Origin of the sequence: Caballeronia sp. LZ028 (assembly GCF_031451415.1) — a bacterium.
GTDB classification, from domain to species: Bacteria; Pseudomonadota; Gammaproteobacteria; order Burkholderiales; family Burkholderiaceae; genus Caballeronia; species Caballeronia zhejiangensis.
In genome coordinates this window covers 683405-707848 of the sequence record NZ_JARUXN010000003.1, presented here as the reverse complement: position 1 = coordinate 707848, position 24444 = coordinate 683405, and the positions used below count along the sequence as shown (strand labels likewise).

The following is a 24444-nucleotide window of genomic DNA, read 5'->3' as shown; positions in this document are numbered from 1 at the left end:
CGATGAATCAGCGCGATACCGCCTTCGCAGATATCAATGCACGCGTCGCCGACGACGCCGTTGCCACGCCGCAGCGCCACGTCGGCCGCGCCATGCAGCGCCTCGAAGATCCGGCGATTCTCACGGGCCGCGGCCGTTACGGCGATGACATTGCCGTGAAACCAGGCACGCTGCACGCCGCGATCCTGCGCTCGCCGCACGCTCATGCCGACATCGTTTCTATCGACACGGACGCCTCGTTGAAGCTGCACGGCGTGCATGCGGTGCTCACGCGCGACGATCTGCGTGCGTGGTCGCGTCCGTTCGTCGTCGGCGTGAAATCGCCGATGGAACAGTGGGCGCTCGCCATGGACCGCGTGCGCTATGTGGGCGAGCCGGTCGCGGTCGCCATCGCGGATTCGCGTGCCCTCGCGGAAGACGCGCTCGATCTCATCAAGGTCGAATACGCGACGCTCGATCCGGTCACGTCGATCGAGCAGTCGGTGCGGGACGACGCGCCGTTGCTGCACGAGCGCGTCGGCAGCAACGTCGTCAGCGACCGGCATTTCCGCTACGGCGAGCCGGAAGCGGCGTTCGAGAACGCGCCGCATCGCGTGAAGCTCGTCGCGCAGTATCCGCGCAACACCTGCGCGCCGATCGAGTGCGGCGTCGTGATCGCCGAATATCTGTCCGGCGACGAAGGCTACGACGTCACGTCGAACTTCATGGGGCCGTTCTCGCTGCACGCCGTCATGGCGATGGCGCTCAACGTGCCCGCGAACCGTCTGCGTCACAAGGCTCCGCGCGACTCGGGCGGCAGCTTCGGCGTGAAGCAGGCCGTGTTTCCGTATGTCGTGCTGATGTGCCTCGCGTCGCGCAAGGCGGGCGCGCCGGTGAAATGGGTCGAGGACCGGCTGGAGCACCTGAGCGCGGCGACCTCCGCGACGGCGCGCCTCTCGACCATCGAGGCGGCGGTGCAAAGCGATGGCCGCATCGTCGCGCTGTCCTACGACCAGCTCGAAGACGTCGGCGGTTACGTGCGCGCGCCGGAGCCCGCGACGTTCTACCGGATGCACGGCTGTCTGACGGGCGCGTATGCGATCCCGAATCTGCTCGTGCGCAATCGGGTCGTGCTCACGAACAAGACGCCGACCGGCCTCGTGCGCGGCTTCGGCGGACCGCAGGTGTACTTCGCGCTCGAGCGGCTGATTCAGCGCATTGCCATCGAACTGAAGCTCGACGTGCTCGACGTGTATCGCCGCAACTTCGTTCCCGCCGATGCGTTTCCGTATCGCGCGGCGGCCGGCGCGCTGCTCGATTCAGGCAACTATCAGGAAGCGCTGCGCCGCTCGATCGACGAAGGCGGCTACGCCGAACTCGTCGCACGCCGCGATGCCGCGCGCAGGGAAGGGCGGCTCTTCGGCATCGGCTTCGCGGCGATCGTGGAGCCGTCGGTATCGAACATGGGCTACATCACGACCGTCATGCCCGCCGACGCGCGCCGCAAGGCCGGGCCGAAGAACGGCGCGATCGCGAGCGCCACAGTCAGCGTCGATCTGCTGGGCGGCGTCGTCGTGACGATCGCATCGACGCCCGCGGGGCAGGGGCACATGACGGTGTGCGCGCAAGTCGTCGCCGATGTGCTCGGGCTGGACCCGAAGGACATCGTCGTCAACGTCGAATTCGATACGCACAAGGACGCGTGGTCCGTCGCGGCGGGCAACTATTCGAGCCGCTTCGCGGGCGCGGTAGCGGGCACGGTGCATCTGGCCGCCACGCGCGTGCGCGAGAAGCTGTCGCGCGTGCTCGCGAAGCAGTTCGGCTGCTCGCCCGACGAGATCCGCTTCGAAGGCGCGCGCATCTTTCCTGTGCACGCCGAGGATCGCGCGCTGCCGTTCGCGCGCGCCGCGAGCAATGCGCCGCACTGGGCGCCCGCGCTCCTGCCCGAAGGCGAGGAGCCGGGCCTGCGCGAGACGGTGTTCTGGTCGCCGCCGCACATGGACGCGCCCGACGAGGCCGACCGCATCAACACGTCGGCGGCGTATGGCTTCGCGTTCGACATGTGCGGCGTCGAAGTGGACCGGGCGACCGGGCGCGTGCGGATCGACCGTTATGTCACCGTGCACGATGCCGGCACGATCCTCAATCCCGCGCTCGCCGATGGCCAGATTCGCGGCGCCTTCGCGCAGGGCGTCGGCGCGGCGCTGATGGAGGAGTTCCGCTACGGCGCGGACGGCAGCTTCCAGTCCGGCACGCTCGCCGACTATCTGATGCCGACGACCTGCGAAGTGCCCGATCCGGTGATCGTGCATCTGGAGACGCCGTCGCCGTTCACGCCGCTCGGCGCGAAAGGGCTCGGCGAAGGCAACAACATGAGCACGCCGCCGTGCATCGCGAACGCGGTGGCCGATGCGCTCGGCGTCGAAGACATTCGCTTGCCGCTCACGCCGTCCAAGGTCATGGCGATGATCGGCATCGACGATCCGGAGCCGTCGCGCCCCGAATATCGCGAAGCGCCGGCGGCGAAGCCCGCGACGCCGGGCGGCGGACGCGCACTGACGGCGCAGGGAAGCGTCGATCTGCCCGCGACGCCGGAAGCCGTGTTCGCCGTGCTGCTCGATCCGAAGGCGCTCGCTAACGTGATTCCGGGCTGTCATGCGCTCGAAGAAACCGCGCCGAACCAGTATCGCGCGGACGTGACCGTGGGCGTCGGCCTCATCAAGGCACGTTTCGAGGCGCGCATCGGCTTGTCGGAGATCGACGCGCCGCATCGTCTGCGGCTGGCGGGCGCGGGCACGTCGCCGCTCGGCAGCGCGCGCGGCAGCGGTCTCGTCGAACTGAAGCCGCAAGGCAGCGGCACGCGGCTCACGTACGACTACGAAGCGCAGGTGTCGGGCAAGGTCGCCGCGGTCGGCGGCCGCATGCTAGAAGGCGCGACGAAGGTCGTGCTGAATCAATTGTTCGAATCGCTCGGGCGGCAGGCGGCGGGCAAGCCGGTGCAGACGCGCGGATCGTGGCTCGCGAGATTCCTCGCACGTTTCAGGAGGCGCGCATGAAGCCGGTAGCGTTCGATTATCTGCGCGCGCCGACCACGCAGGACGCGCTCGACGCCCTTGCGCAATACGGCGAGGACGCGCGCGTGCTGGCGGGCGGACAGTCGCTGATGGCCGTGCTCAACATGCGGCTCGCGCAGCCGAAGATGCTCGTCGATATATCCCGCACCGCCGAACTCAGTGCCGTGCGCATCGACGAGAAAGCGGGGCGGCTCGTCGTGAGTGCGGCCGCGACGCAAGGCAGCGTCGAATGGCGCGCGACGCTCGCAGAAGAAGTGCCGCTGCTCGCGATGGCCTTTCCGCATATCTCGCATTTTCAGATCCGCAATCGCGGAACGGTGTGCGGATCGATCGCACATGCGGACCCGAGCGCGGAACTGCCGCTCGTGCTCTCGGCGCTCGGCGGCGACGTGATGCTGCGCTCGAAGAAGAAGCGGCGCACGCTCGCCGCGCAGGATTTCTTTCAGGGCATGTTGATGACCGCGCGCGAGCCGGACGAACTCGTCGAAGCGGTGCGCTTTCCGCTGCGAAAAGCTGGCGAGCGCTACGCGTTCAGCGAATTCTCCGCGCGTCACGGCGATTTCGCGATCGTCGCGTGCGCGGCGGTCGTATCGGACGATGCGATTCGCATCGCGGTGGGCGGCGTCGCCGACAGGCCCGTGGTCGAAAGCTGGCCGCGTCTCGCAGGCGACGACCTGCGCGGCGCACTGAACGATTTGAGCTGGAAACTGAACGCGCAGGACGACGCGCATATCAGCGCGAAATATCGCCGGAATCTGGTCCGGCAACTCGGATGGCGTGTGATCGAGGAGGCGAAGTGAGCGACATGTCGGCAAACATCATGCGGCGGGACGAACGGCAGCGCATCGCGCTGACGCTCAACGGCCGCGAGCGCAGCGGCCATTGCGAGCCGCGCGAACTGCTGTCGGATTTCATCCGGCACGAACTGGGCGCGACCGGCACGCACGTCGGCTGCGAACACGGCGTCTGCGGCGCATGCACCGTGCACGTCGATGGCGTCGCGGCGCGCGCGTGCCTGATGCTCGCGGTGCAGGCGGACGGACGGCGTATCGATACCGTCGAAGGTCTCGCGCCCGAGCAGACGCTCGGCGACCTGCAGCAGGCGTTCCAGCGGCATCACGCCTTGCAGTGCGGCTTCTGCACGGCGGGCATCCTCATGTCGTGCGCGGATTATCTGCAACGCGTGCCGAATCCGACCGAGGAGCAAGTGCGCGAAATGCTGTCGGGGCATATCTGCCGCTGTACGGGCTACACGCCGATCGTGGCGGCGGTGCTCGACGTGGCGGCGCGCCGCCGGACGCAAGCGGACACGAGCGAGGTCGAACATGCTTGATCTCGGCCGCACCTTTCTGCAAAGCGTCGAGCGCAGTCCGAACGCGCTCGCGCTCGTCGATGGCGAACTGCAACTGACCTATGCACAGTGGCATCGCGTGATCCTGAATGTCGCCGATGGCCTGCGCGCGCTCGGTCTCGAACGCGGCGACCGGCTGCTCGTCGTGCTGCAGAACCGCTGGGAAATGGCGACGCTGCATTGGGCGGGACAATTCGCCGGCATCGTGATCGTGCCGCTCAACTGGCGCGCGAAGCCGGAGGAACTCGACTATTGCGTGACCGATGCCGGCGTGAAGGCGATCGTCTACGAGCCCGTTTGCGCCGATGCCGTCATCCAGAGTCCGGCTGCGCAGAACGTGCCGCGCATCGGCCTCGACGATGCGCCCGGCCGCAACCTGGGCTTCGATGCGCTCGTTGCCGACCGCAGCGAAGCGCGCCACGACGCGACGACGCGCGCCACCGCCGACGACATCTCGCTGATCCTCTACACGTCCGGCACCACCGGCAAGGCCAAGGGCGTGCCGCGGCGTCATCGTCACGAACGCGCGGGCGCGCTCGCGCATGTCGCGCAGAACCTGTATCGGCGGGGCGAGAGAACGCTCGGCGTGATGCCGCTCTATCACACGATGGGCGTGCGCTCGCTGCTCGCGATGGCGCTCGTCGACGGCCTGTTCGTCTGCGTGCGCCGCTGGAACGCGAAGCTCGCGCTCGAATCCATCGCCGCGCACGGGCTCACGTGCCTCTACCTCGTGCCGACGCTCTATCACGACCTGCTCGCCGACAAGACGTTCGCGGCCACGGACACGTCGTCGGTCAGGAAGCTCGGTTTCGCGGGCGCGCCGATGAACGACGGCCTGCTCAAGCGCCTGTCCGCCGCCTTCGAGCCGGAACTCTTCGTCAATCACTATGGCTCGTCCGAGGTCTATACGTTCAGCATCGATCAGGACGCGACGAAGAAGCCCGGCAGCGCGGGGCGCGCGGGCATCAACACGCGGCTGCGCGTCGTGAAGCTGGATGCCGTATCGCCCGATCAGATCGCCGCTGCCGGCGAGGAAGGCCAGATCATCGCGGACCTGCTCGGCGACGAGGCTTTCGAAGGCTACTGGAATCGCCCGGACGCGAATGCGAAGTCGCTGCGCGAAGGCTGGTACTTCACCGGCGACACCGGCTACTTCGATGCCGACGGCGACCTGTACGTCACCGGCCGCGTCGACGACATGATCATCAGCGGCGGAGAAAACATCTCGCCCGTGGATATCGAATCGGTGCTGTCGCTGCATCCGGCCGTCGACGAAGTCGCGGTCGCGGGCGTCAAGGACGAGCGATGGGGCCAGCGCGTCGTCGCGTTCATCAAGCGCCGCGAGTTCGTCGATGCAGAAGCGCTCGACGGCTGGTGCCGTCAGTCCGATCTCGTCAACTTCAAGCGGCCGCGCGAATACGTGTTCGTCGACGACATACCGAAGTCTCCGGTCGGCAAGATCCTGCGCCGCAAGCTGCAGGCCGGCGAATACGCGAGCGAGACCCACGCAACCTCTACAGAGACCACCAAGGAGTAACCGAACATGAGCGATTTGAACCATCGCGGCCAGACGCTGCTGCAAGACCTGGACGGCTTTTCAGTCGAGATCGACGCCGCCCGCGAGCGCGCCGACATCATCCTGCATCGCCCGCCGTTCAACGTCATTTCGATGCACGCCCGCGACCAGTTGCGCGCTGCATTCGAGGCGCTCGACGAGGACGACCGCGTGCGCGTGATCGTCGTGCGCGCCAGGGGCGAGCACTTCTCGAGCGGCGGCGACATCAAGGGCTTTCTCGAGGCATCGCCGGAACATGTGTCGAAGCTCGCGTGGAATATCGCGGCGCCCGCGCGCTGCTCGAAGCCGGTCATCGCGGCCAATCGCGGATTCTGCTTCGGCGTGGGCTTCGAGTTGTCGCTCGCGTGCGATTTCCGCATCGTCACCGATACGACGTTCTATGCGCTGCCGGAGCAGAAGCTCGGGCAGATTCCCGGCTCGGGCGGCTCGGCGCGCTTGCAGTCGATGGTCGGCATCGGCCGCACGAAGGACATCGTGATGCGCTCGCGCCGCATTCCCGGCAAGCAGGCGTACGAATGGGGCATCGCGGTGGACTGCGTGGCCGACGCGGAACTCGAATCGGCGACGGATGCGCTCGTCGACGAACTGCGCGCGTTCTCGCCGCTGGCACAGCGCACGGCGAAGAAGCTGCTGAACGACTCGGAAGACGCGCCGCTTTCGATCGCGATCGAACTCGAAGGCCATTGCTATAGCCGCCTGCGCTCGTCGGACGATTTCCGCGAAGGCGTCGAAGCGTTCCACGGCAAGCGCAAGCCGGTGTTTCGCGGGTCCTGATCCCGCGCTTTGCACAATAAAAGGAGACAGGCGATGGAGCGCTTCGATGTCGTGATCGTGGGCGGCGGCTCGGCGGGATGCGTGCTGGCGCATCGGCTGTCGGCGGTGCCGTCGCTGCGCGTCGCGCTGATCGAGGCGGGCGCGGATACGCCGCCCGGCGCCGTGCCCGAGGCCATTCTCGACAGCTATCCGATGCCGGTCTTCTGCGGCGATACCTACATCTGGCCCGACCTGAAAGCGAAGGCCACGAAGGATGCCGCGCCGCGCGTGTACGAGCAGGGCCGCGTGATGGGCGGCGGCTCGAGCATCAACGTGCAGTCGGCCAATCGCGGCCTGCCGCGCGATTACGACGAATGGGCCGCGAACGGCGCCGATGGCTGGGCGTGGCGCGACGTGCTGCCGTACTTTCGCAAGCTCGAACGCGACGTCGACTTTCCCGGCGGCGAGATGCACGGCAGCGACGGCCCGGTGCCGATCCGCCGCATCATGCCCGACGACTGGCCGGCGTTCTGCCACGCGTTCGCAAAGGGTCTGCGCGAGAACGGGGTCGCGCAGTTGCAGGACCAGAATGGCGAGTTCGGCGACGGGTTCTTTCCCGGCGCGTTCTCCAATATCGACGATCGGCGCGTGTCCACGGCCATCGCCTATCTCGACGAGGCCACGCGCAGGCGTCCGAATCTCGCGGTCTACGCGAAGCTGCGCGTGGAACGCATCGTGATGGACGGCGCGACGGCGCGCGGTGTCGTCGCGATTGCGGAGAACGGCGAGCGCGTTCAGTTCGATGCGGACGAAGTCGTGCTGAGCGCGGGCGCGCTGCAGTCGCCGGCGATGCTGATGCGCGCGGGCATCGGCGATGCGCGCGAGCTCGCGGCGCTCGGCATCGCGTGCGAAGTGGACTTGCCGGGCGTCGGACGCAATCTGCAGGATCATCCGTCGCTGACGTTCTGTCATTTTCTCGAGCCGCGCTTTCGCATGCCGCTCGCACGACGCCGCGCCAGCATGATGGCCGCGCGTCTGAGTTCCGGCGTCGCGGGCTGCGATGCCTCGGACCTGTATCTGTCGAGCGCGACGCGTGCGGCGTGGCATGCGCTCGGCAACCGGCTCGGACTCTTCTTTCTGTGGTGCAACCGGCCGTATTCGCGTGGCCGCGTGCAGCTTGCATCGCCCGATGCGGCCGCCGCGCCGCGCGTCGATCTCAATCTGCTCGACGACGAACGCGATGTGCAGCGCCTCGCCGCGGGCGTGCGGATTTTGGCGAGCGTGGTCCACGCATCGGGACTCGGGCGCAGTTCGCGCGACTTCTTTCCGGCGGCGTTTTCTGCGCGCGTGAAGGCGCTGAGCCGGGTCGGCGAGGGCAATGCGCGCCTCACGTCCGTTCTCGGCGTGCTGCTCGATGCGCCCGCGCCGGTGCGCCGTTTCCTCATCGAACGCTTCTTCACGCGCGGACTGAAGATGGACGCGCTGCTCGCCGACGACCGCGCGCTCGCCGCGTTCATCCGCGCGAACGTGTTCGGCGTGTGGCACGCGAGCGGCACATGCCGCATGGGCGGCGCGGAGGATCGCGATGCCGTCACGGATACCGAAGGGCGCGTGCACGGCGCGCGCGGCTTGCGCGTCGTGGATGCATCGCTGATGCCGAGGCTGCCATCGGCCAATACGAACATACCGACCATCATGATCGCCGAGAAGATCGCCGACGCGATGGTCGCGCAGCGAAGCGCGAGCATGGCCCCGCCGCTCGCCGCCGCGTACTGACACTGCTCGAGCAATTTCGTTTTTCAATCGTAACAAGAGCACGCATCCATAAAAGCGTGCCTGCGGTAATCCAAAGGAGATACACATGTCCGTAGCAGCGCAAGACGGAGCCGCCGTGCTTCCGGCAAATCAGCGGCAGATCATGGGTGCAGTGATGGCGTCGTGCATCGGCTGGGCCCTCGATCTGTTCGACTTGTTCGTGTTGTTGTATGTGGCGCCGGTTGTCGGGCGTCTGTTCTTCCCGTCCGAACACGCGATGCTCTCGCTCGCGGCGGTCTACGCTTCATTCGCGGTGACGCTGCTGATGCGTCCGCTCGGCTCCGCGCTCTTCGGCTCGTATGCGGATCGTCGCGGCCGCAAGGGCGCCATGATCTTCGCGGTCGTCGGCGTCGGGTTGTCCACTGCGGCTTTCGGCGCGCTGCCGACGGTCGCGCAGGCCGGCATCGTCGCGCCGATCCTCTTCCTGCTGCTGCGTCTCGTGCAGGGCGTGTTCGTCGGCGGCGTGGTGGCGTCGACGCATACGATCGGCACCGAATCGGTCGCGCCGAAATATCGCGGCGCGGTGTCGGGGCTGATCGGCGGCGGCGGCGCGGGACTCGGCGCGCTTCTGGCATCGCTCACCTTTCTCGCGATGTCCGCGCTCTTTCCCGGCGATGCCTTCGACGTGTGGGGCTGGCGCTGCATGTTCTTCACCGGGATCGTGAGTTCGGTGCTCGGTCTCTTCGTCTTCAACAGTCTCGAAGAGTCGCCGCTGTGGAAGAAGCTCGCCGCCGAAAAAGCTGCGAAGGCCGCGGCGAATACCGAGCGCGCAAAGGCCGAAGTCGTGCGCTCGCCGATCCGCACGCTGTTCTCGCGCGAGTACCGCGGCGTGTTGTTCGTGAATCTCCTGCTGACCATCGGCGGCGGCAGCGGCTACTACCTCACGTCGGGCTATCTGCCGACGTTCCTCAAGGTCGTGAGCCACGCGCCGAACGGGGCGGCCGCCGCGATCCTGATGATCTGCAGCGTGGCGGTGGTGATCGCATCGGTTTTGGCGGGGCATCTCAGCACGTTCATCGGGCGCAAGGGCGCGTTCATCTGGATCGGCATCATCCGGCTCGTCGCCTTGCCCGGCCTCTTTCTGCTGTTGCCGACGGCAGAAAGCATCACGATGATCGGCGTCTATGCGGTGTTGTTGTCCGCGCTCGGCAGCGCCGGTTACGCGCCCATACTGATCTTCCTGAACGAGCGCTTTCCGACCGCGATTCGCGCGACCGGAACGGGCCTCTCGTGGAACATCGGCTTCGCGATCGGCGGGATGATGCCGACCTTCGTCTCGCTCGTCGCGAAGGATGCGAGCCAGTTGCCGTCGACGCTCGCGATTTTCGTCGGCGCGATCAGCGTGATCTTTCTCGTCGGCGCGTTCGTGGTGCCGGAGACGCTCGGCAAGCTCGAGAACGGCAACGCGGGCAGTCCTTCGTGACCTTCACGGCGCGCGTCATTCCGGCGCGCGCGTCGTCACGCGTCCGATCTCCTCGGCGATGATCGCGATCAATGCCTCGGCGGCCGGCCCGATCGGCCGCTTCGGATGCGTCACCTGAATGATGTGGCGCACGATGGGCGGCGCCGAGATCGTGCGTATGCGCAAGCGGCCTTCGTCCGCTTGCGCCTGCACCACGACGCGCGGCAGGATCGTCGCGACGCTGCTCTGCTCGACGAACTGCACGATGGTACTCAGCAGATCGATCTCGAACTTCGGCTGGATGACGACATCGGCCGCCATCAGGGCGGCATCGAGCGCGCCGCGCAGACCGTTGCGCCGCGTAGGCAACACGAGCTCGATGTCCGGCTGCCCGGTCAGATCGATCGTGCCGGGAAGCTCGGGGCCGTGCAGCGCGCTCGTCACCAGCACCATTTCTTCGACGAGCAACGGCTTGACGTCCAGCATCAGGCGTCCGCGCGGCTTGTTGATGATGGCCGCATCGAGCCGGCCCGATTCGACGGCGTCGATCAGTTGCGCGCTGAAGCCATCGGCGACGGATACTTCGACTTGCGGGAAAAGCGCATCGAAGCGGGCGAGCGATTCGGGCAATACGCTCTGCGCTTCCGACGAGACCATCCCAAGCGACACGCGGCCCGTCACGATGACATCGCGACGGCTCAGGTGCTCCCTTGCGTGGTCGATGTCGCGCAGGATCGGCGTGTAGAGGCGGTACATCAATCGTGCGGCTTCGGTGGGCGCCATGCCGTGCGGCCCGCGCTCGAAGAGCTTCTGCCGGATCTCGGATTCGAGTTTGGCGACCTGCATGCTGAGCGCCGGCTGCGCAATGTTCAGCCGCTTTGCGGCACGCGTGACGGTGCCTTCCTCGAAAAGCGCGATGAAGTACTGAATCTGCTTCAGTTCCATGAGACGGGGTGTGCGGGACGGTCCGTGAACATAGTACCGCGCGCCGTCTTTCAGGGGGCGGCGTCGCGTCGCCAACCGGAGAATCGAGTCGCCGGTTGCCTGCAACGAGACCGCCCCGGCCGCCGTCAGCTCATCGCGATGACGGCGATCTCCACCAGCAACGCAGGCGACGCGAGCTTCGCTTCCACGGTCGCACGCGTCGGCGCGCAGCCTTCGGGAACCCACGCATCCCACACTTCGTTCATGCCCGCGAAATCACGCGCGATATCCGACAGCCACACCTGCGCCGACACGAGACGGGTCTTGTCGATGCCCGCCTTGTCCAGGAAGCCATCGATCTTTTCGAGCACCTTTGCCGTCTGCAGCTTGATATCGGGCGTCTGATCCGCGGACGTCTGCCCGCCGATGAACACGAGTCCCGCCGCCTTCACGACGCGGCTCATGCGCTGATTGGTGTCGATGCGAACGATATCGCTCATTACTTGTTCTCCTTACGAAAGGGTTTGGGAATACGGATCAGTGCGTGACGAGCGGCAACGCATCGGCGGCTGCCGACGTGGCGCGCGCATGGAAACGGTCGATGGCGAATGCATCGAGCGACAGCGACGGCTCGCCGTCGAGCATGAGTTCGGAGACGAGCTTGCCGCAGCCCGGCCCGAGCTGAAAGCCGCTGCCGCAATAGCCGAACGAGTAGTACAAATTCGACGCCGTGCGGCTTGCCGAAATCACCGGCAGTTCATCTTCGGTAAATGCTTCGACGCCCGCCCACGCGCGATTCACGCCGAGATGACGCAGATGCGGAAAAAGATCCGTGACCGTCTGCGCGCTTTTCACGAGGCGCATGAAATCGACTTCGCCGTGACGGTTCGCCAGTTCCGCGATGCCGATCAGCTTGCCGCCGATCACGACCGTGCCGTTGTCGAATTGCTTGAAGGACAGCGGACGGCCCGTCGCGCCGAGCGTCGCGCGGCAGAAGGGCGCGACCCGGTGCGTGACCATCAGCATCAGGCCTTCGGGATGCACGGGCACCGGCTCGCCCGCCTGCTTCGACAACTCGCCGGACCACGCGCCCGACGCGATGAGCATCTTCTGCGCGCCGAACGTGCCGCGCGGCGTCTGCGCGAACCATCGCTCGCCGCGCTGTTCGATGCGTCTCACCGGCGTGCCTTCCAGAAAGCGCACGCCCAGACGTTGCGCCGCGAGCCTGAAGGCAGTCGTCGTGCGGTACGGCAACGCGTAGCCATCGCGCTCGACCCAGATGCCGCCGGTCACGTGCCTCGCGAGCGCCGGTTCCAGTTCGAGCACGGTTTCGCGATCGATGATCTTCTCGTGCGTGAAGCCATGCGACGCCAAAAGCGCGACGCGTTCGCGGCAGGTTTCGAGCTCGGCTTCCGTTTCCGCGATCTTCAGTTGCCCCGACGGCACGAAGCCGCCATCCTCGCCCAGCAGATCGGTCATGCCGTGCCATATTTCGCGCGACATCAGCGCGAGCGGAATTTCGGGCAGCGGACGCCCGAGCGTGCGCACGCCGCCCGCGTTGACGCCCGACGAATGACGCGCCACGTAATCCGCTTCGAGCACGATGACTTTCACGCCGCGCTTCGCCAGATGCAACGCGCTGCTGGTGCCGTGCAGACCGCCGCCGACGACGATCACATCGGCTTCGCTGATTTCATTCACCGGCGAGTTCTCCGAGCGTGAGCGGTTTGATCGGCGGCCGAATGCGGTAATAGCCGACCTCGGCAGGCGACACGCGCCGCGCATCCGCGATGACTTCCGTCACCGTCAGCCCGCACATGCGGCCCTGGCACGGTCCCATGCCGCAGCGCCCGAACGACTTCGCCTGGTTCGGCCCGACGCAGCCCAGCTCGACGAACTTGCGCAACTCGCCCGCGGTGACTTCCTCGCATCGGCAGACGATGGTTTCGTTCTTCGGAATGCGGTTCACATCGCGCGGACGATACAGCGAATCGAGGAACGGACGGATGCGCAGGGCGCCCGCGAGATCGCGCCTGAGCGCCATCGCTTCGAGGTCGCGCTTGCGGGTATCGATCGCGCCGAGCTGCGCCGCCACCGCGACGCCCGCGAGCGCGCCCTGCAAGGCCGCCGCCTGCGCGCCGCCGATCCCCGCGCCGTCACCCGCGACGAAGATGCCGGGCACGTCGAGCTCGCCCCATGCGTCGGTCTTCGGCGTGAAGCAGAGTTGCGCGTTATCCCAGCGATGCGTCGCGCGCAACGCCTGCGTGAACTGCGTATTCGGCACGACGCCCTGATGCAGCAGAATCACGTCCGCTTCGATGCGGTGCGCCGCGCCCTGCGTCGTGAAGCCGAGCGCGCTCGCATGCTCCACGCCGTCGGCGCCGGTGCGCGATTCGACGCGCAGGTCGTCGGCGGCCTCGAACATCGGCACGCCCGCTTCGCGCAGCGTGCGCATCAACTGCAGTCCTTTGCTGAGATACGGCCACGCGCGCAAGGCCGACAGCATGTGACGCTTCGCGCGCCAGCGGTCTTCGTGGCGCGTCGTGTCGACGAGCGCGCGAATCGGCACGCCCGCGCGGATGTACTGCCAGCCGAGCAGATAGAGAAGCGGTCCGCATCCCGCGAGAATCGGCGGCGCGGCAGGCACTTCGCCCGCGCTCTTGAGCAGGATTTGCGCGGCGCCCGCCGTCAGCACGCCGGGCAGCGTCCAGCCGGGAATCGGGAAAGGCCGCTCCATCGCGCCGCTCGCGAGAATCACGCGCTGGGCGTCGAAGCTGCCGATCCTGCCGTCCTTCAGATAGTTGATGCCGCGCTCGCGCGTGACCTGCCACACGGTCGCGCCCGTCAGATGCCGCGCGCCCGATGCCGCGAACGCCTGGGCGATCGCGCCGCCCGCCGCGTAATCGGGACCGAGAATCTCCTTGCGGCGCGCGTCCGCCCGGCCGATGCCGCGATAGATCTGTCCGCCGGCGGCGTCCTGTTCGTCGATCAACACGGTCTTGAGGCCCGCGCGCGCGGCACGCGTCGCGGCGCTCATGCCCGCGGGACCGGCGCCGATCACGACGACATCGACGGCTTCGGCATGCGACGAAACGAGTTCAGCGGCCATGTGCGTTCTCCAGCGATGCGTCGGCGGTATCGGTGCCGATCGAAGGGGGCAGATCGCGCGCGCTTTCCTGCGACCGGATGCGCATGCCGGCTTTCACTTCGACCATGCAGCTCTGGCGGCTCGGCACGCCGTCGATCTCGACGAGGCATTCGAAGCACGCGCCCATCATGCAGTAAGGCGCGCGAGGTGCGCCCGAAACCGGCGTCGCGCGAAACCGCGACACGCCCGCCGCGAGCAAAGCCGCCGCGACGGAGCGTCCGCCTTGCACGGTCAGCGCCCGGTCGTTGAAGAAGATGTCGATGCTCGCGCCGTCCGCGCCCGGCAGCGGCTTGAAAAGCGTAGGTGTCGATGAAGTCATGTCGTGCGTGCTCAATGTGCGGAGATGAGTTCTTTGGCGTGCTCGAAGCGGCGCGCGGAGAAGGTGGGCAGTTCGTCGGGAACCGGTGCGCCGAGAATCCACGGGGCGATGCGCATGGCGTGCGCGGCGGCGAGCGTCACGCCGCTGTGGCAGGTCACGACGAACGCGCCGGGATGCCGCTCCGACTGGTCATAGACGGGAAAGCCGTCGGGGCTGTAGACGCGCAACGCGGCCCACATGCGGACGAGGCGCACATGCTCCAGCAGCGGGAAGGCGCGCACCGCACGCCGGGCGATATCGGCGAGGACGGGCGTGGTCGTGAAATCGTCGAAGCCCACTTCTTCCATCGAATCGCCGAATTGCAGGCTGCCTTCGTCGGTCTGACGCACGTTGAGCGTCGGATAGTGCAGGAACGGCGCGACGCGCTCGCTTACCAGCACTTGTCCGCGATTGGGCGCGACCGGCGCATTCAGCCCGACGAACGGCGCGAGCGTGCGATTGCCGAGACCCGCCGCCAGCACCACGCGTCCCGCGCGATACGTGCCGCGCTTGCCCTGCACGACGAAGCCGTTCGCTTCGGGCACGATGCGCTCGGCGCGCTCGCCGGAAACGAGGCGCACGCCGCGCGTCTGCATCGACGTATGAAGGCCGCGCAGCAGTTTCAGCGGATTCACATGGCCGTCCATCGGCGTATAGCTCGCGCCGATCACCTTCGGCCCGACTTGCGGAATGCGCTCGCGCACTTCGGCGCCGGTGAGGATCTGATACGGGTAATCGCCGAGTTCGGCTTGCAGCGTCGAAAGGCGCTTTTCGCGGTCGGCGAGTTCGGCGTCGTTGAAGCAGAAGTGGAAGCCGCCGGGCTGGCGCAGCGCCACATCGACGCCCGATTCGGCGTGAAGCGACTCCGCGAGCGCAGGCCAGCGCACCGCGGACGAACGCGACCAGCGCGCATACGGCGACAGGCCGTAGCCCTTGCCCTGAATCCACACGAGGCCGAAGTTGCCGCGCGAGGCACGCAAGCCGCCGTCGTCTTCATCGAGCACGGTCACGCGCGCGCCTTCGCGGGCGAGACCATAGGCGACGGCGGATCCGACGAGGCCGCCGCCGAGAACGAGTACGTCGGGACTAGCAGAAGTCATCGGGCTTCTCCGATCAGAATACGGTCGAGTCCGACCATGCGGTCGAGCAGAATCATCAGGAGCACCGTGCCGACGATCAGCACCGCCGAGACGCTCGCGACCAGCGGATCGATCGTCTGCGCGATCTGGTTGTACATGGCGACCGGCAGCGTCGTGGTGCCGGGCGTGGCGACGAAAATCGTCATCGTCAGTTCGTCGAAGCTCTGGATGAAGGACAGCACCCAGCCGCCCGCGACGCCGGTGCGGATCATCGGCAACACGACGCGGCGAAACGCGGTGAAGCGGCTCGCGCCACAGGACAGCGCCGCGCGTTCGGCATCGCGGTCCAGGCCGACCGCCGACGAGAGCGCGAGCCGCAGCGCATACGGCAGTACGATCACCACATGCGCGCACACGAGCGACCAGAACGATCCCGACAGGTTCAGCATCGACAGGAAGCGCAGGAACGCGATGCCGAGCACGACGGCGGGAATCATCATCGGCGAGAGGAAGAAGCTCGTGAGCGCGGCGCGGCCGGGAAAGCGGTAACGCGCGATCGCCAGCGCGGCCGGCACGGCGAGCAGTACGCCGATGGTCGCCGCCGCGAACGCGAGCTTGATCGACAGCCAGAACGCCGACACGATGTCGCCGTTCTCGATGATCGCGTGGAACCAGCGCAACGATGCGCCGTCGAAGGGCATCGAAATGAAGCCCTTGTCGGTGAACGAGACGAGCATCACCACGACGAGCGGCGCGAGAATGAAAGTCAGGAAAAGCGCATTGAATACGAGCGCGATCGGGCCGTTCTGCTTCATGTGCGTGTCCTCGCGGTCAGTCGAAAATGTGCTTGAAGCGGCGCTCGGCGAGACGGCTGCATCCCATCACGATGGCCACGTTCGCGATCAGCAGCAACACGGCGATGCTCGCGCCGAGCGGCCAGTTCAGCGTGCCGAGAAACTCGTCGTAGGCGGCGGTCGCGACCACCTTGAGCCGCCGTCCGCCAATGAGCGCGGGCGTGGCGAACGCCGACGCCGACAGCGCGAAGACGATGATCGATCCCGACAGCACGCCCGGCATGATCTGCGGCAGCACCACGCGGCGAAACACCTTGAGCGGCGATCCGCCGAGCGAGCGGCCCGCCCATTCCACTTGCGGGTCGAGCTTCTGCATGTTGGCCCAGACGGACATCACCATGAACGGCACCAGCACGTGCGTCAGCGCGATGATCATGCCGGTCATCGTGAAGACGAGGCGGATGGGTTCCTCGGTGATATGCAGGGCTTGCAGCACGTTATTGAGCACGCCGTTGTTGCCGAGCAGAATCTGCCAGCCGAGCGTGCGCACGACGACCGAAATCAGCAGCGGCCCGAGCACGATCAGCAGACACAGCGATTGCCACGGCTTCTTCATGCGCGCGAGGATGATCGTCTCCGGCACGCCGAGTACGATCGACAGGAGCGTCACGCCCGTTGCGAGGCCCGCCGTGCGCAGAAAGATCGTGCCGTAGTACGGGTCGCTCACGACTTCCCAATAGTTCGACAGCGTGAACGCGCTGGTGATGCCGGCAGTATCGCTGAAAACGCGGAAGGAGAGGACGAGCGTGAGGATCAAGGGCACCAGCAGCAGGCCGGTGAACAGCAGCAGCGCGGGGCCGGACAAGAGCCACGGCGCAGCGCCGGGGCGAGCGTCGTCAAGCGTGGCCATGCAGCGTCTCCTTGCCGTCTTGCGTGAGCACGCGCAGGTCGTCGTCGGTCCAGTCGAGACCCACTTCGTCGCCTTCTTGCGGCGGCGGCGCGCCGTGGTTCGGCTGCGCGATGCGCAACTTGCCGAGCGCCGTCTCCACTTCGAGCAGCCATTGATTGCCGATGAACACACGCGTCGCGATACGTCCTCTGATGCGCGCATCGCCGTTGGCGAGATGCACTTTCTCCGGGCGAATATAGACATTCACCGCGCCATCGACGTGACGGCCTTCGTGCGGCACATGCAGTTCCGTCCCGGCGACGTTCACGACCGCGCAACGGATTGCGCTGCAGCACTTCGCCCGCGAACGCATTCGTGCGGCCGAGAAAGGTCGAAGCGAAGGGCGTCGCCGGACGCTCGTACGCATCGTAGGGCGTGGAGAGTTGCGCGATCTTGCCGCCATGCATCACCGCGATGCGGTCGCTCATGGTCATCGCTTCGACCTGATCGTGCGTGACGAGGATCGTCGTGATGCCGAGACGCTTCTGGATCGCGCGCAATTCGATGTGCATTTCCTCGCGCAGCTTCGCGTCCAGATTGGACATCGGTTCGTCGAGCAGCAACAGTTCCGGCTGCATGGCGATGGCGCGCGCAATCGCCACGCGCTGCCGCTGCCCGCCCGACAGTTCCTTCGGATAGCGATGCCCGAGGCCCTTGAGCCGCACCAGAGCGAGCGCCTCCTCGATGCGCTCTTCGCGCTCGCGGCGCTTCACCTTGCGCATCTCCAGCCCGAAGCCGACGTTGCCCGCCACCGTCATGTGAGGAAACAGCGCGTAGCTTTGAAACACCACGCCGATGCCGCGCTTCTCCGGGCGCTCGTTGGTGATGTCGCGGCCATCGAGCAGGATGCGGCCGCTCGTCGGCGTGACGAAGCCCGCGACCATCTGCAGTGTCGTGGTCTTGCCGCAGCCGGACGGACCGAGCAGCGAGAGAAATTCGCCGCGTTCGACGGACAGATCGACATGTTCGATCGCCGTGAAATCGCCGTAGCGTTTGGAGATGCCCTGAAGCGTCAGGAATGCCATGCGCGTGACTCCTTCGACAGATGCGGATGCGCGGCTTTAGCGCTCGACCGAACGGTTCCAGCGTTCCGTCCATTCCGTGCGATGCTGGTTGATCGTCGCCCAGTCGACGGCGGTGAGCTTCGACACCTGCTCGGGACCGTAAGGCACGCGCGCGGCGACTTCCGGCGCGAGCTTCACGGTCTTGTTGACCGGCCCGAGACCGATGTTCTGCGCTTGCAGCAGTTGCACTTCGGGCGTCAGCAAGTATTGAACGAATTCCTGCGACAGCTTGGGCTGCGCGTTTTCCGCGAGCACGCACGCCGCCACTTGCAGCGCGACCGCGCCTTCCTTCGGATAGACGAACTTGAGCGGAAACCCGGTGTTCTGCAACGCGACCGCGCGACCGCTGCCGTAGGGCGCGAGAATCACGTCGCCGGATTGCATCTGGCCATCCATTTCGCCGGGCGTCGGGGCCCACGAGAGCACGTTGGGCGCGACTTGCTTGGTCATCGCCGTGAAGCCGGGGTCGATGTTCTTCTCGCCGCCGCCCGAGAGACGCGCGAGCATCACGAGGGTATGCAGGCCGTAAGTGTTGGTGATCGGCGGAACGCCGAGCTTGCCCTTGATGCGCGCATCGGTGAGCACTTTCCACGAGTCCGGCGGCGGCAGGCCGGCCTTCTTGAACGCTTCCTCGTTATAGCCGATGCCCGTCGCCACCATGCCGACGCCGATCGCCGTCGGGCCGAGTTTCGCGAGCGGATACACGTCGTTCATGATGGGCGCGTCGTCGAGCTTCGCGCACAGGTTCATCTGCATGGCCTGATACATCGGGCCGTCGTCCATCACCGCGACATTGATCTGCTGATGGCCCTTTTGCGCCTGCAACTTCGCGAGCGTGTCGCTCGAATTGCCCGCCACATAGACGACCTTCACGTTGTGCGCCTTCTCGAACGCCGGAATGATTTTCTGCCGATACAACTGTTCGTTCGAACCGCCGACATTGGCGACGTACAGCGTCGTGTCGGCCTGCGCGAGCATCGGCGCGGCAACGGCCGCCGAGAACGCGAGAGCGGCGATGACGCGACGTGCGGGAAGGGCGGACGGACGGCGATGCAACGCTTTTTTCATGACGAGGATCTCCATTGCGGGGGCGTGGGCGGGTGGGATTTGGAAGACATCTGGCCCATCGACGGATCGAGTGTCGCGCTGTCAATTCATATCGTCCAATACAAATAAAATACCTACCTATACATGGTTGATATACATTTCATCGTGTCATGGTGACTACTTAAGGGAAAGCGCGCATGAACCTGAAGCACATCGAGGCGTTTCGCGCGGTCATGGTTTCCGGGTCGATGACGGCCGCGGCCAAGGCACTCTTCACATCGCAGCCGAACGTCAGCCGGCTCATTTCGCAACTCGAACGCGACACCGGTTTGCAGCTTTTCCAGCGCAGCGGCGTGCGTCTGATTCCGACCAGCGAAGGCACCGCGTTCTTTCGTGAAGTGGAGCGCGCGTTCGTCGGCTTGCAGGGTCTCGCGAATGCGGCGGCGCAGATCCGCAATCTCGGCAGCGGGCGGTTGCGCATCGCGGCGATGCCATCGGCCGGCATGACGCTCGTGCCCCATGCGATCAAGCGATTTCATGCGCTGTTTCCCGACGTGACGGTCTCGCTGCATGTCAATACGTCGGGGACGGTGAATCACTGGACGGCATCGCGCTTTTGCGATCTCGGGGTCGCGGTGTATGTGAGCGAAGCGTCCGATTGCCAGGTCGAGCAGTTATCGAACGTGGCCGCCGTGTGTGTGATGCCGGCGAATCATCGGCTCGCGGCGAAGCGCAACATTCGGCCGAAGGATCTCGAAGGCGAATCGTTCATCTCGCTCTGTCACGGCGATGGCACGCGCGCCGTGATGGATGAAGTCTTTCAGCGCGCGGGAGTGCAGCGCGTGCTGGCCATCGAGGCGCAATACACGGCCATGTGCTGCGAGATGGTTCGGCACGGCATGGGCGTGACGCTCGCGCATCCGATCGTGGCGCGAGACTTCGTCGGACCCGACATCGTGATCCGGCCGTTTCAGCCGGTCACGCGCTTTCCGACGTATCTGCTGTTTCCGCCGCATCGGCCGCGTGAGCGGCTTGCATCCGCGTTCGTGGAGGTCCTGCGCGAGCTGCACGACGAACTGCTCGATGGGATCGTCTAGCCGTCGAACGGTGCTCATCGGCTCGGCGTATTCACCGCAATCCTTTCACGAAGTACGCGGTCGCCTTTCGCAAGAATCTCGATACGGGGTCTTGCACTGTCGGCCACGCCGTGACGGCGTTTGGCTCCGCGGCACGCGGCATGCTGGCAATCAGCATTCCAGAAAGGAGATTCCATGAACACCACACCGACTGCGACGGCCCTGGACGTGGGCGCGCCGCATGCGCAGCGCGTCGCCTGTACGCTCTCGATCAACGGCGGGACGCAGACCTTCGACATCGAGCCGTGGACGACGCTGCTCGATCTTCTGCGCGAGCGGTGCCAGCTCACCGGCACGAAAAAGGGCTGCGACCACGGGCAGTGTGGCGCTTGCACCGCGCTCGTCGATGGCCAGCGCATCAATACGTGTCTCGCGATCGCCGTTTCATACGACGGCGCGGAAATCACGACAATCGAAGGGCTCGCGAGCGGCGACACGCTGCATCCGATGCAGCAGGCGTTCATCGACTGTGACGCGTTCCAGTGCGGCTACTGTACGCCGGGCCAGATCTGCTCGGCGGTTGGCATGCTCGCGGAAGGACATGCACACGACGCCGCGGAAGTGCGCGAGGCGATGAGCGGAAACATCTGTCGATGCGGCGCGTATCCGAACATCGTGCAGGCGATTCTGCAAGTATCGAGCGCGAACGGCGTCGATGAGACCGCCGTCGAGAACGGGGAGACGCACTCATGAACCGGTTCTCCTACACGCGCGCGAACGATGTGTCCGCAGCGCTCGAAGCGCACCGCGCACCGTCGGCGCCGTTTCTCGCGGGCGGCACCAATCTCGTCGATCTCATCAAGGAAGGCGTCGCGCGTCCCGAGCGGCTCGTCGATATCCGCCGCCTGCCGATAGCGGCGATCCAGCCGAGCGCGGACGGTGGCATCGAAATCGGCGCGCTCGCCACGAACAGCGCCGTGGCCTACGACGAACGCATCCAGTCGCGCTACCCGCTGCTGTCGAAGGCGATTCTGTCCGGCGCTTCGGCGCAGATTCGCAATGTCGCGACGGTCGGCGGCAATCTCCTGCAGCGCACGCGTTGTCACTATTTCTACGACACCGCCACGCCATGCAACAAGCGCCGGCCCGGCAGCGGCTGCGGCGCGATGAATGGCGTCAACCGCATTCATGCCATTCTCGGCGCGAGCGAGCATTGCATCGCCGTTCACCCGTCCGATATGTGCGTGGCGCTCGCCGCGCTCGACGCCTCCGTGCGCGTGACAGGCGGCGAGGGCGAGCGCGTCGTGCCGTTCGACGCGTTTCACCGGCTTCCCGGCGATACGCCGCATATCGATACGAACCTGCGCGACGACGAGATCATCGTCGCTGTCACGTTGCCCGCCGAGGGCTTCGCCGATCGCTACGCCTACGTCAAGGTACGCGACCGCGCGTCGTTCGCGTTCGCGCTGGTGTCGGTCGCGCTCGCGCTCAAGCTCGACGGCACGCGCATCGAAGCGGTCCGCTGCGCGCTCGGCGGCGTGGCGCACAAGCCGTGGCGCAATCGCGATGCCGAAGCCGCGTTGCGGGGCAAGACGCTCGACGCTACGACGGTGCGCGATTTCGCGAGCGCGATGATGCGCGACGCGCGCGGCCTGCCCGGCAACGCATTCAAGATCGAACTGACCGCGCGCGCCATCGAGCGCGCTTTCGAGCAGGCATCGGGGATCAGCCTCGCCGCCAGAGAGGACGACGCATCATGAACTTTCCGAACGAACTGGAACGCATCGCCGAACGGGGCGCGCATGTCAGCGGCAAGCCCGTCAGCCGGGTCGACGGCAGGAAGAAGGTGACGGGCGAGGCCCGCTACGCAGCCGAATTTTTTTCCGATGCAATGACCTACGGCTTCGTGCTCCCGAGCCGCATCGCGAGCGGGCGCATCGTGTCGATCGAGTCGCGGCGCGCGCTGGAATTGCCGGGCGTGCTGATGGTGCTCACGCACGAGAACCGACCCGAACTGCCGCTGCGCGACGCGGCGTGGCAGGACCAGTCCGCGCCGGGCGGCATGCCGTTTCGGCCGCTCTGGGACGACCGCATCTGGTACAGCGGCCGGCCGGTCGCGCTCGTCGTCGCGGAAAGCCATGAACTGGCGCGTCATGCCGCTTCGCTGATCGAAGTCACCTACGAGCGAAGCAGCCACTGCACGGATCTGCGCGAGGTGGAAGCCGAGAGCTATCCGCCATCGACCGAAAAGGGCGGCTTCGAGCCTCCGCCGCCGCCTCGCGGCGATGCCGACGGCGCGCTTGCCGCAGCCGCCGTGAAAATCGACAGCCGCTATTCGACGCCGGCCGAGTATCACAACCCGATCGAATTGCACGGCTGCACGGTGATTCCCGAAGCCTCCGGCAAGTTCGTCGTGTACGAGAAGACGCAGGGCGTGCTCAACACGAAGCAGTATCTGACGAAGCTCTTCGGCTTCGACGACGACGCGCTCGAAGTCGTCTCGCCGTTCGTCGGCGGCGCGTTCGGCTCGGCGCTGCGTCCGCAATATCATCTGCCGCTTGCCGTCATGGCCGCGCGCGATCTGAAGCGGCCCGTGCGCCTCGTGCTGACGCGGCAGCAGATGTTCACCTTCGCGCATCGGCCGATGAGCCTGCAACGGGTCGCGCTCGCCGCGAATCGCGACGGCAAACTGCAGGCGGTCATCCACGAGGCGGTGTCGGAAACCTCGCAATACGAGGACTATTGCGATGTCATGGTGAACTGGGCCGGACAGCTCTACGCCTGCGACAACGTGCGGATGGACTACAAGGTGAGCAAGCTCGACGTGCCGACGCCCGCCGACATGCGCGCGCCGGGCGCAGCGCAGGGCCTCTTTCCGCTCGAAATGGCGATGGACGAGCTCGCCGAGGCGCTCGACATGGACCCGCTGAAGTTGCGCCTCATCAACTACGCGGAGCGCGACGGAAACAAGAACCTGCCGTTCTCCAGCAAGGCGCTGCGTCAGTGCTTCGAAGAAGGCGCCGCGCGCTTCGGCTGGGACAGGCGCCCGCTCGCGCCGCGTTCGATGCGCGAGGGTAACGAGCTCGTCGGCTGGGGCATGGCGACGGGCATCTGGGACGCGATGCAGAACGAGGCTTCCGCGCTCGCGCAAATCGGGGCGGACGGACGTGTCGTCGTGGCGAGCGCCACGGCGGACATCGGCACCGGCACCTACACGGTGATGACGCAGCTCGCCGCCGATGCGCTCGGCGTGCCGCTCGAGCACGTCGATTTTCGTTTGGGCGACAGCCGTCTGCCGAAGGCGCCGCTCGAAGGCGGATCGTGGACAGTGTCATCGGTCGGCAGCGCGGTGCACGCGGCCTGTACGCGTCTGCGCGGGAAGCTGACGGCGCTCGCGGCCGAACACGGCGGCGATGCGTTCGCTCGCGCGCAGCCCGACACGATGCAACTCGACGGCGAATACGTCGTTTGCGGCGAGGGCAAGGCGCAACGCGTGTCGCTGCGGGAGCTGATGACGCGCGCCGGCCTCGACACGATCGACGCGCAGGTAACGGTCACGCCGCACGACAGGCAGCAGTCGTATTCCATTGCCACGCACTCGGCGGTATTCGTCGAAGCGCGCGTCGATGCCGCGCTCGGCACGGTGCGCGTGACGCGCGTGGTCAGCGCGGTGGCGGCAGGACGCATCGTCAATCCGAAGACGGCGGCGAGTCAGATATCGGGCGGCGTGGTTTGGGGCATCAGCATGGCGTTGCACGAGCACGGGCAGTTCGACCACGAGCTCGGCCGGCAGATGAACCACAACCTGTCCGAATACCACGTACCGGTGAACGCGGACATTCACGACATAGATGTGCTCTTCGTCGACGAGCATGACGACATCGTGAATCCGCTCGGCGCGAAGGGCGTGGGGGAGATCGGCGTGGTCGGCGTCGCGGCGGCGGTCGCCAACGCGATCTGGCATGCGACGGGCAAACGCGTACGGGATTTGCCGATCACGCTGGAGACAGTCTTCGCATGATTGGCAGGCCGGCGATCCTCGCATGGCAGAAACC

The 24444-nt window shown here is 66.4% G+C and carries 20 protein-coding genes and 1 pseudogene; 11 read left to right on the top strand and 10 right to left on the bottom strand.

The features are described from left to right. Window positions 1-2 precede the first annotated feature (2 nt). The 7 genes from QCE58_RS20405 to QCE58_RS20375 all read left to right on the top strand — a co-directional run bounded on the left by QCE58_RS20405 (window position 3) and on the right by QCE58_RS20375 (window position 9971). The gene (locus QCE58_RS20405; protein ID WP_250457417.1) at window positions 3-3035 is read left to right on the top strand and encodes a molybdopterin cofactor-binding domain-containing protein; all 3033 of its coding nucleotides are present in this window, start codon (window positions 3-5) and stop codon (window positions 3033-3035) included. Continuing rightward, entirely contained in the window at window positions 3032-3853 is an 822-nt protein-coding gene (locus QCE58_RS20400) for a xanthine dehydrogenase family protein subunit M (protein WP_175980890.1), read from the top strand. Before QCE58_RS20405 ends, QCE58_RS20400 begins: the two co-directional genes overlap by 4 nt. 5 nt (window positions 3854-3858) lie before the next feature. Next, on the top strand, window positions 3859-4386 hold the full coding sequence (locus QCE58_RS20395) for a (2Fe-2S)-binding protein (RefSeq protein ID WP_085955302.1): 528 nt from the start codon (window positions 3859-3861) through the stop codon (window positions 4384-4386). After that, window positions 4379-5941 (top strand): AMP-binding protein, encoded by a 1563-nt coding sequence (locus tag QCE58_RS20390; protein WP_250436536.1) that lies wholly within the window; start codon window positions 4379-4381, stop codon window positions 5939-5941. The genes QCE58_RS20395 and QCE58_RS20390 overlap by 8 nt, the downstream gene beginning before the upstream one ends. Window positions 5942-5947: 6 nt before the next feature. Beyond that, window positions 5948-6754, top strand: a complete 807-nt coding sequence (locus QCE58_RS20385; RefSeq protein ID WP_008348095.1) for an enoyl-CoA hydratase/isomerase family protein — start codon at window positions 5948-5950, stop codon at window positions 6752-6754. 33 nt (window positions 6755-6787) lie between these two features. Further along, entirely contained in the window at window positions 6788-8509 is a 1722-nt protein-coding gene (locus QCE58_RS20380; protein WP_250521924.1) for a GMC family oxidoreductase, read from the top strand. 85 nt (window positions 8510-8594) lie between these two features. Next, entirely contained in the window at window positions 8595-9971 is a 1377-nt protein-coding gene (locus tag QCE58_RS20375; protein WP_008348091.1) for an MFS transporter, read from the top strand. 15 nt (window positions 9972-9986) lie between these two features. On the opposite strand, the gene QCE58_RS20370 is transcribed toward QCE58_RS20375, so the two are convergent. The 10 genes and pseudogenes from QCE58_RS20370 to QCE58_RS20325 form a co-directional block, all read right to left on the bottom strand. Beyond that, on the bottom strand, window positions 9987-10895 hold the full coding sequence (locus QCE58_RS20370; RefSeq protein ID WP_008348089.1) for a LysR family transcriptional regulator: 909 nt from the start codon (window positions 10893-10895) through the stop codon (window positions 9987-9989). Window positions 10896-11020: 125 nt separating this feature from the next. After that, window positions 11021-11374: a RidA family protein gene (locus QCE58_RS20365; protein WP_008348087.1), complete on the bottom strand. Its 354-nt coding sequence runs from the start codon at window positions 11372-11374 to the stop codon at window positions 11021-11023. Window positions 11375-11411: 37 nt separating this feature from the next. Continuing rightward, window positions 11412-12575, bottom strand: coding sequence for an FAD-binding oxidoreductase (locus QCE58_RS20360; RefSeq protein ID WP_008348086.1), 1164 nt, complete (start codon window positions 12573-12575; stop codon window positions 11412-11414). After that, window positions 12568-13983 carry an NAD(P)/FAD-dependent oxidoreductase gene (locus QCE58_RS20355; protein ID WP_008348083.1) on the bottom strand — a complete coding sequence of 472 codons (1416 nt, stop codon included), beginning with the start codon at window positions 13981-13983 and terminating at the stop codon, window positions 12568-12570. The genes QCE58_RS20360 and QCE58_RS20355 overlap by 8 nt, the downstream gene beginning before the upstream one ends. Continuing rightward, window positions 13973-14341, bottom strand: a complete 369-nt coding sequence (locus tag QCE58_RS20350; RefSeq protein ID WP_309780164.1) for a (2Fe-2S)-binding protein — start codon at window positions 14339-14341, stop codon at window positions 13973-13975. Before QCE58_RS20350 ends, QCE58_RS20355 begins: the two co-directional genes overlap by 11 nt. Window positions 14342-14352: 11 nt before the next feature. Continuing rightward, a complete protein-coding gene (locus tag QCE58_RS20345) occupies window positions 14353-15480 on the bottom strand; it encodes an FAD-binding oxidoreductase (RefSeq protein ID WP_175980880.1) in 1128 nt (375 codons plus the stop codon). Beyond that, window positions 15477-16274, bottom strand: a complete 798-nt coding sequence (locus QCE58_RS20340) for an ABC transporter permease (RefSeq protein ID WP_250521923.1) — start codon at window positions 16272-16274, stop codon at window positions 15477-15479. Before QCE58_RS20340 ends, QCE58_RS20345 begins: the two co-directional genes overlap by 4 nt. 16 nt (window positions 16275-16290) lie before the next feature. Next, a complete protein-coding gene (locus QCE58_RS20335; protein ID WP_008348076.1) occupies window positions 16291-17163 on the bottom strand; it encodes an ABC transporter permease in 873 nt (290 codons plus the stop codon). Further along, a pseudogene (locus QCE58_RS20330) lies at window positions 17150-18227 on the bottom strand (ABC transporter ATP-binding protein). Before QCE58_RS20330 ends, QCE58_RS20335 begins: the two are co-directional and overlap by 14 nt. A 36-nt stretch (window positions 18228-18263) precedes the next feature. Then, window positions 18264-19334 carry an ABC transporter substrate-binding protein gene (locus QCE58_RS20325; RefSeq protein ID WP_008348073.1) on the bottom strand — a complete coding sequence of 357 codons (1071 nt, stop codon included), beginning with the start codon at window positions 19332-19334 and terminating at the stop codon, window positions 18264-18266. Window positions 19335-19510: 176 nt separating this feature from the next. Between QCE58_RS20325 and QCE58_RS20320 the strand changes: the two genes are divergently transcribed. From QCE58_RS20320 to QCE58_RS20305, 4 genes are all read left to right on the top strand, one after another. Then, window positions 19511-20410: a LysR substrate-binding domain-containing protein gene (locus QCE58_RS20320; RefSeq protein WP_250503222.1), complete on the top strand. Its 900-nt coding sequence runs from the start codon at window positions 19511-19513 to the stop codon at window positions 20408-20410. 174 nt (window positions 20411-20584) lie between these two features. Then, window positions 20585-21142 carry a (2Fe-2S)-binding protein gene (locus QCE58_RS20315; RefSeq protein ID WP_250503221.1) on the top strand — a complete coding sequence of 186 codons (558 nt, stop codon included), beginning with the start codon at window positions 20585-20587 and terminating at the stop codon, window positions 21140-21142. Then, window positions 21139-22149 carry a xanthine dehydrogenase family protein subunit M gene (locus QCE58_RS20310; RefSeq protein WP_250521922.1) on the top strand — a complete coding sequence of 337 codons (1011 nt, stop codon included), beginning with the start codon at window positions 21139-21141 and terminating at the stop codon, window positions 22147-22149. The genes QCE58_RS20315 and QCE58_RS20310 overlap by 4 nt, the downstream gene beginning before the upstream one ends. After that, window positions 22146-24410: a xanthine dehydrogenase family protein molybdopterin-binding subunit gene (locus tag QCE58_RS20305; RefSeq protein ID WP_250521921.1), complete on the top strand. Its 2265-nt coding sequence runs from the start codon at window positions 22146-22148 to the stop codon at window positions 24408-24410. The genes QCE58_RS20310 and QCE58_RS20305 overlap by 4 nt, the downstream gene beginning before the upstream one ends. Window positions 24411-24444: the final 34 nt, after the last annotated feature.

Bases quoted from the DNA above. Each gene is read 5' to 3' on its own strand.
- QCE58_RS20405 (WP_250457417.1), top strand. From the start codon at position 3: ATGAATCAGCGCGATACCGCCTTCGCAGATATCAATGCACGCGTCGCC.
- QCE58_RS20400 (WP_175980890.1), top strand. From the start codon at position 3,032: ATGAAGCCGGTAGCGTTCGATTATCTGCGCGCGCCGACCACGCAGGAC.
- QCE58_RS20395 (WP_085955302.1), top strand. From the start codon at position 3,859: ATGTCGGCAAACATCATGCGGCGGGACGAACGGCAGCGCATCGCGCTG.
- QCE58_RS20390 (WP_250436536.1), top strand. From the start codon at position 4,379: ATGCTTGATCTCGGCCGCACCTTTCTGCAAAGCGTCGAGCGCAGTCCG.
- QCE58_RS20385 (WP_008348095.1), top strand. From the start codon at position 5,948: ATGAGCGATTTGAACCATCGCGGCCAGACGCTGCTGCAAGACCTGGAC.
- QCE58_RS20380 (WP_250521924.1), top strand. From the start codon at position 6,788: ATGGAGCGCTTCGATGTCGTGATCGTGGGCGGCGGCTCGGCGGGATGC.
- QCE58_RS20375 (WP_008348091.1), top strand. From the start codon at position 8,595: ATGTCCGTAGCAGCGCAAGACGGAGCCGCCGTGCTTCCGGCAAATCAG.
- QCE58_RS20370 (WP_008348089.1), bottom strand. From the start codon at position 10,895: ATGGAACTGAAGCAGATTCAGTACTTCATCGCGCTTTTCGAGGAAGGC.
- QCE58_RS20365 (WP_008348087.1), bottom strand. From the start codon at position 11,374: ATGAGCGATATCGTTCGCATCGACACCAATCAGCGCATGAGCCGCGTC.
- QCE58_RS20355 (WP_008348083.1), bottom strand. From the start codon at position 13,983: ATGGCCGCTGAACTCGTTTCGTCGCATGCCGAAGCCGTCGATGTCGTC.
- QCE58_RS20350 (WP_309780164.1), bottom strand. From the start codon at position 14,341: ATGACTTCATCGACACCTACGCTTTTCAAGCCGCTGCCGGGCGCGGAC.
- QCE58_RS20345 (WP_175980880.1), bottom strand. From the start codon at position 15,480: ATGACTTCTGCTAGTCCCGACGTACTCGTTCTCGGCGGCGGCCTCGTC.
- QCE58_RS20340 (WP_250521923.1), bottom strand. From the start codon at position 16,274: ATGAAGCAGAACGGCCCGATCGCGCTCGTATTCAATGCGCTTTTCCTG.
- QCE58_RS20335 (WP_008348076.1), bottom strand. From the start codon at position 17,163: ATGGCCACGCTTGACGACGCTCGCCCCGGCGCTGCGCCGTGGCTCTTG.
- QCE58_RS20325 (WP_008348073.1), bottom strand. From the start codon at position 19,334: ATGAAAAAAGCGTTGCATCGCCGTCCGTCCGCCCTTCCCGCACGTCGC.
- QCE58_RS20320 (WP_250503222.1), top strand. From the start codon at position 19,511: ATGAACCTGAAGCACATCGAGGCGTTTCGCGCGGTCATGGTTTCCGGG.
- QCE58_RS20315 (WP_250503221.1), top strand. From the start codon at position 20,585: ATGAACACCACACCGACTGCGACGGCCCTGGACGTGGGCGCGCCGCAT.
- QCE58_RS20310 (WP_250521922.1), top strand. From the start codon at position 21,139: ATGAACCGGTTCTCCTACACGCGCGCGAACGATGTGTCCGCAGCGCTC.
- QCE58_RS20305 (WP_250521921.1), top strand. From the start codon at position 22,146: ATGAACTTTCCGAACGAACTGGAACGCATCGCCGAACGGGGCGCGCAT.